The 5749-nt window shown below is 54.0% G+C and carries 4 protein-coding genes; all 4 read right to left on the minus strand.

Features of this window, described 5'->3' with window-relative positions; all coding sequences use genetic code 11:
- Window positions 1-128 (minus strand): hydantoinase/oxoprolinase N-terminal domain-containing protein (locus ACESLU_RS10590; RefSeq protein WP_372638624.1); only part of this gene is annotated, 128 nt, incomplete at its 3' end.
- A 219-nt stretch (window positions 129-347) separates the two neighbouring features.
- Window positions 348-2975 (minus strand): sialidase family protein, encoded by a 2628-nt coding sequence (locus tag ACESLU_RS10595; protein ID WP_372638621.1) that lies wholly within the window; start codon window positions 2973-2975, stop codon window positions 348-350.
- 262 nt (window positions 2976-3237) lie between these two features.
- The gene (locus ACESLU_RS10600) at window positions 3238-5091 is read right to left on the minus strand and encodes a gamma-glutamyltransferase family protein (RefSeq protein WP_372638622.1); all 1854 of its coding nucleotides are present in this window, start codon (window positions 5089-5091) and stop codon (window positions 3238-3240) included.
- A gap of 224 nt (window positions 5092-5315) precedes the next feature.
- Window positions 5316-5513, minus strand: coding sequence for a hypothetical protein (locus tag ACESLU_RS10605; protein WP_372638623.1), 198 nt, complete (start codon window positions 5511-5513; stop codon window positions 5316-5318).
- Between the last annotated feature and the right edge of the window lie 236 nt (window positions 5514-5749).

The following is a 5749-nucleotide window of genomic DNA, read 5'->3' on the forward strand; positions in this document are numbered from 1 at the left end:
CGCAGGGAACTGCTGGATAAAACTTTCACCTTTTTGCGATCTCCTTCGGGGTCGACAGCGATGCAGTCCGTAAAGGTGCCGCCGGTGTCAATCCAAATTTGCCAGCTTTTATCTTTGGGGCTTTTCACCAATAAGACAAATATTTTTTATGTTAATATCATTATAAACTTATTATATTAAATTAATATGATATTTATAACATATTAATTTAAATAAATTCCTCTTAGGAGTCCGCAGAAAGCCCTCTCTGCCGGGGCGCCTCATCTCATGGCTTAACCCTGGCAAGCTGTGCGCCATGGAGGACATCAGGTCCCTTTGCCGGGCCCTGCGATACGGCGGCTGTCACCTCATTCATCCGGCTCCAGCCCCTTGAGCCGCGCAATATGGATCAGATTGTCCATGGCATATTCGCCCCCCACGATGGAAGGTTCGAGCCACTCGGTAGCAATAACCCAGGTCTCGTCCCCGCTGATCCGGGTGACGTCCAGGTTATCCAGAGAACCGCCGCGTTCGGCCGGGATAATCACCTGCCCCGTTTCTTCCACGAGGTGCAAGGCTACCGGATCAACCTGCGCGAGCATCAGGGATGTCCCCCCTCCAGTAGTGTAGGCAAGGTATAGCTCATCACTATGGGGAACCCACTGCTGCCGGCTGCTGTTCCCCGCCAGGGACTGGCCGTCCTCAGAGCGTAAGGGCTTCGGCTCATCGAAGGTGAGTCCGTCTTCGCTGCGGGCGACGTATACCTCTTCGTCACTGTGGAAGGTCAGATAGTAGTGACCCTTGAATTCGGCAAGAGAGGGTTCATAGCGTTCAGAGCCGGCATCTGCAGTTAAGGGCTCGCCGTGTTCGATGTACTCAAGGTCCTCGCCGTCAAACCGGCTGCGGACAACGGTAATCTGGAACTGAGAACCCTCTTCATTGCTGCCATAAACCGGGAACAGGACCGAGCCATCCTCCAGGTCAACGCGGCGACCGGAAGCAACCGCTCCATCTTCAATCCCGGGACCGGAAGGCAACTCAAAGGTATGCCAGTCCGACCACCGTTGCGTTTGTTTGTCAAAAGTGGCATAGGCGGTCGCCCCTTCTTGGTCGGCGACTACGTTATTCTCATTATACACCGAGCTGTGTCCGATCCCCAGCAAGGTCCCGCTGTCCGCATGATATTTTGGAACAAAGTCACTGACCAGTCGTTCGTGTCCGTCCCCCTCATCCAGCGCTTCCCGCTGAAACACCGACTCCTCGAAGGGACCTTCCCAGCTAAGGCCAAGATCGCGGCTGCGAAAGTAGTGCAGTCCCCGAAGAACGTCGGGACCCGAATGCTCGACTTTATGGGTGGTAAAGATAACGGTCGGCTTGCCGATGGGATTAACCGATGCGTGAGCGGGAATAACGCCGGCCCGCCCATTCACCCAGGAATACTGCCCGTCGTAGCCGTATTGCAGCGCCGAGCGTTCGAGGCGGTAACCGAGGTCGGCCAACCGCCCGGGATCCGGCTGGAAAGCCTCAAAGGCAAGGACCTCCCGGATGGCCGGGAGCAGTACCTGTTCGACCTCAGGGGCCACGTCCGACGCCCGGTCGCTGGCTTCATATCCTCCCTGGAAGTATTGGATTTCCGTGCTGATATAGCCGGGATCATAATCGCTATAGGAAGCATTGGCAATAAAATCATCGGGGTAGAGCGACTGGGCAAAGAGCTGGTACTCCACGGCCAGTTCGCCGGGCGTGTGCAGGATCCGGGCGGGTCCGATGCGCAGAGCGGTCAAATCAATATCATCTCCTTCCAGCGTGCGGCGTACCCAGCCGAGGTCGCTGGCGGCACCGGTAGGTTTTTCGCCCGAATCCGACGCCCGGCTCAAGGTTTGTTCCAGCTCTTCCTGGATTATATGGTCGCCAAGCGGCAGTGCCACCGGCTCGATACGCCACTCGAGCTGACTCGCATCCACGGGGATGCGCTCGGTTTGCTCCCAGGCCTTGAGCATCCCCTCGACAAGCCGGTCAGCCAGGATCTGCCGTTTTTCGGTCCACCCGTCATTCCACTTTCCGGCCGCAATGTTGCCACCCGCGCCGTTAAAATGAACCTGACGGATACCGGTATTTTCTTCAAAGGCGCTGCGGGCAATACCCACAAAATCGGGATTGGCCCCTCCGGTACGATAGTAACTCTGCGGGTGGGTCGTATAATAGCTGAGTACGGCGTGCGGCTGATCTCCGTCCCAGAAACTCAGCAGCCTGACTTCCGGGTCGATGGTGCCTACCGGCGCCCGCTGGGCCTCCACGTCACTTGTGGAACTCATGCGTCCCAGAAACTCCTTCCCCTCCCGGTTCACCTGTCGGCGATTCGAAGCAACTTTTTCCACCACGGCCGTGCCGGTCCCCACATGGGTAACGGTCCGGAGATTATTTTTCATAGCCTCACGGAGAGATTCGGCCGATCGATCAATGGTCCGTTCCACAAATGCCCGGTTATCCACATTGGTACCCGCCGGATCAATACCATACTCGTTGAGAATATCCAGCGCCTTAAAGTCAGCTCTCGGGGCGTCATGCTGGTGCAGGGAATGCAGCGAGACGCGCTCGGGGGTGGTGCCGGCCGCCGCGGCAAGAGCCTCCTTCCAGGCCGCCGTAGCCCGGCTTTTGACGCCGATCCAGTCAACGGCACATAACACAACGGGATCTCCGTCTCCGACGATCACGATCCCCCGAACAGAGAGTGGTTTTTCAATTCTTTTCGTGGGATTGTAGGCGAGGGGCTCGCCAATATCAGGCGTGGCGTCCGCCTCAAAAGTAGCAACCTGTATCTCGCCCGGATCACTGTCGCTGTCACTTTGTGCTTTCCCAGGGATAGCAGCAGCTGTGAGAAGAACAGCGGTAAAAATAAACGCCTGCGCAGAAACAGAACGGCCGGCAGACAAGCGACGTATTTTGTTCACGAGGGTACAGCACCAGCTAAAGGAATCAATAATATGTTTTTTCATTGGTTTTGTTACCATTTATTTTGGCTTCTTGTGAGTTGTCCCCTTTTTGCCCGGCATTATTGTCAATAATTTGATCTCATGCAAGGCCCACTGTCCCTCCGGCGCCCGGTAATCGCCTTGTGTTCCGGCCCATTAACGAGTAGCCGAGGTAATCGCCGGGCGACAAAACAGACACCTGGATGGGTTTTAAAAGGCCATAAACGAAGTATGTCACATGACTTTCTTTTTCATAAAAGCCAATCAAATCCATGGATGCTGCCCGCTAAAAGCCCCGGGGCTCGCCGTCATGGCGTGGATCGGAAACACCGATAATTTTTCCCCCTTCCACCGAAACAAGATACAACCGGGCGTAGCCACTTGAAAGCGCCTGTACATCATACCCCATGTTTCGTACCTCCGCCAGCACGTCATGGTCAAACCCCTTTTCTATCTGTACTTCCGGATTCGAGGAACCGGGAAAGATCCGCGGCATTCTGACCGCATCAAGCGGGTCCAATCCATACTCAAGAATATAGACAATATTCTGCAGTATGGCCGATGGGATTCGTCCCCCGCCCGGGGCACCGATAACCAGGCGGACTTCCCCATCCTCCAGGATAATCGTAGGAGAAATGGTGGAGGCACGGATGCGGTACGGGTGACTGGAATCCCACGCTTCCTCTTCCTCCAGAGAGGAGAAATTAAAGCCGGAGTTATTTAATAAAAACCCGTTTACCCAGGCCCCGGACCCGAATACATGACTTAACGTCGTTGAAAATGACACCGCATTGCCCGCCGGGTCGACAACGGATATATGCGTGGTCTCCCCCGCTCCTTCCTCTGCCTGCTCAAAATTATCAAAGGAATCCGCAGCATGGGCATAGCTTGCGGCCGACCGTTTGTTCTTTGGGTCGTTCGGCTTCTCAAGGCCGGCTGAGCGTCCTACTCCCGCTTCACTGCACTGTGGCAGGGTATTCCGGAGGGTATAGTCAGAAGGGTCGCCGGGTTCTATCTCATCCGGCACCGTTCCCTGTCCCACTTGCTCGCGGCGCATCTCCGCGTACGCTTTGGAAATAAGTCCGGTTACCGGGATATCCTCCCAGTTCGGGTCGGTTCCGTATTCCGAACGGTCGGCAATACTCAGGCGCATGGTGGAACTTACAATATCAAATGCTTCTGCCGAAACGGTAGGCAGTCCCCGCCGGGCCAGGTCATAATTCTCCAGGATGTTCAGGGCTTGTATAATATAAAAGCCGGTTTGCGGGAGCGGAGCCGACAATACCGTATAGCCGTCGTACGAACCACAGAGCGGGACTTTGTCCCACTGAGGTTCATATTCGGCGAAATCTTCTGGCGTTACCGGGTTTCCGGCCTCGTTCAGCAGCTCAACCATATCCCGGGCATTTTCGCCCTCATAAAAGGCGGAAGCGCCCTCATCCGAAATATTTTGCAGGGTCTGCGCCAACTCCGGCTGTTTTAATATTTCGCCCACCGCCAGAGGTTCGCCCCCGGGCCAGAATGTTTTCCGGGCGCCTTCATAGCGCGAGAGCTTCTCCTCATTATCCTCGATGAACTGGGCAAGCGTAAGGTATACCGGAAACCCTTCCCGGGCATACCTGATGGCGGGTGCCATGACTTCTTCCCGACTCATTGTCCCATGCCGCTCCAGGGCCTGAAGCAAACCGTCCACGGTCCCTGGAACACCCGTCGACAACAGATTAAATGCCCCCTCTTCAAACTGACTGTAATCCAGGTCCCTGTACGTTTCGGCTCGTTTAGCGGTATAAAAATCGGCGTAATCGGTCTGGTTATTCTCCTGGTCCCATATAAGCATACTTCCACCACCCCCGATACCCGACATATTGGGCTCCACCACATTCAGGGCAAAAGCGGTGGCGACGGCTGCATCGACCGCATTGCCGCCCTTCTTCAGCATAGTGAGTCCCGCCTGGCTGGCCAGCGGGTGAGCGGAACTCACCATCGCCTCCTCCCCGATCAGCTTTTTACCCTGATCGGATTGGTAGGTTGGGGAGAGGTCTACCTGGGATTGCGAAGTGGAACATCCCACCAATATAAAAATAGAGCATAATAACAGACTTCCCGAAAAGATTTTCTTCTGCAATTTGTGTGAAAACATAGATAGCATAATCAATAATTAATTTTAAGGTAGCTTTGCAACACCGTTCTTTTACCAATCTGTGCATTTTCGCCCATCCAACATCCTCACATATACCTTAAGCGTGTACGTACCTTCTTCAATCCCGGTAATTTCATACTCGCCACTGACATCTACAGAGGCCCCCCTGGTTGGTCCCTTCCAGGATGACATTAGCCGCGGGTAATGGTTCCCCGCTCCGGGCTTCAACCACTTCCCCCAGTTCCCGTTTGCTGAATCCCCTGATTTTCTCTTCCGCTGTTCTTACCAAACTCCATCTCCGGATGCAGCTGCCGGGACTCCGCTGAAATGAGGTCGGTATCGGCGTCTTGCGCCAGGGCCGACTGAATTAGCAGGAATAGCAGTATCAGGCAAAATAGTCCCGCACTTCTGTTCATACCCATACCCTTTTTAATATCCAACGGCCAATATACTTAATTTATCAAGCGTTGTTCAATTCATTTCAAACATACAATGCACTTTTTCAGTACCCGCGAATTAATTGCACATAAAGAATTTATCACTCTGTTAACTGTAGGAGGCAAATACTGCCAATCGATGATTCCTGTCTTGTTGTGATAGAAGATAAATATGTGACCAGATCCACTCTTACAATAATGAAAAGATATGTCACAGAAAC

Source organism: Fodinibius sp. (genome assembly GCF_041642155.1).
GTDB lineage: Bacteria > Bacteroidota > Rhodothermia > Balneolales > Balneolaceae > Fodinibius.